Source organism: Oleiphilus sp. HI0080, assembly GCF_001635135.1.
In genome coordinates, this window is sequence record NZ_LWFU01000663.1 from 1 (window position 1) to 1,147 (window position 1,147).

Annotated in this window: 2 protein-coding genes; both read right to left on the reverse strand. The window is 42.3% G+C overall.

Annotated elements, in window-relative coordinates; genetic code table 11:
- Window positions 1-236: hypothetical protein (locus tag A3751_RS14425; RefSeq protein ID WP_197466369.1), on the reverse strand; the 236-nt coding region annotated here is incomplete at its 3' end.
- A partial coding sequence (locus A3751_RS14430; protein ID WP_304439035.1) for an SbcC/MukB-like Walker B domain-containing protein occupies window positions 236-1,147 on the reverse strand: 912 nt, incomplete at its 5' end. The genes A3751_RS14425 and A3751_RS14430, both read right to left, overlap by 1 nt.

The window sequence follows — 1,147 nt, forward strand, 5'->3', positions numbered from 1 at the left end:
TTATCCAGTTCAATACTGAATACGCCATAATCTGATTCAAGTCTCTGGATGAGCGACCAGACAGCTTTAGAGTGCGGATTGTTGTAATCAAATAACGATGGGACATTTTTTTCCGTAAGCCTCATCAGTAAACGCGTACCTTTTTCGAGCTTATCTATGAACTGAGAAAGCAGATCTCTAACCTCGTCAAAATCCGATATCCAAACAGGAATATCTGTTTGCTCATAATCACCCATTAAACAATATCTTCCATGAAATCGAGCATTCCTTGATGTCGAACCGTTTTCCGATGATTTGCCCAAAGCTCTTTGATACGCTCCTGATTACACACTTTTCTATCCACAAGAACCTGTGTTTCTAGCTCGCCAATCTTTTCTTGTGCAGGGCATTTACTGAATACAATCTGATTGCTAATTAAATCTAAAAAGGGACCTGACTTACTGGTAGGCATGATAAAAATGAGCTGTAAACCAAGCGCCTCCGTAAGGTAATTAATCACCTCACGAGATCTTGTTTCATCCATTTTTGAAAATGCCTCATCGACTAAAACCATGCGGCAATGCGAATTACCTTCATTGAATTTGAAAGCAGATGTGACCGCCGCCGAACGAATTATATAGGCTGGCGTCTCGAGCTGACCGCCCGAACCGGTGCCATAACGGCTAAGTGCTATTTTGTCTTTATTGAGAGGTTCTTTGTATATCTCATAACGGCGGTAGTTCCTGTAGTCGCTAATGCGTTCGAGCTCCCTAAATGCCGTTTGCGCATCTTTCGCCAGAAGCATGCTCAGCAACGTATCGCGCACTTCAGTCGATTTCTCTGACAGTTGGGCATCAAATAAAGTAGCTCCATCACCAAGGTTTGGTATCTCAATAATCTCTTTAAAGAACCGGTAGTAGTCGCGAAATTCCGGCACCCATTCACAGTCAAAACTAAAGCGCTCTTGATCCGTGCCAAACACGTGATTTTCCAGCTCTTTATTTAAGCTATCAAGTACACGTTTTCCTTCATTAATCGCTTGATAAATCGAATGACAGAGATTCGTCACAAATGCCGTATTAAAGCTCTCTTTTAAACTTTCGAGCTCTTCGTGCTTACCTGCCAACACATTATTCTTCAGTGCGTTGTATACGGACTCGACTTGACG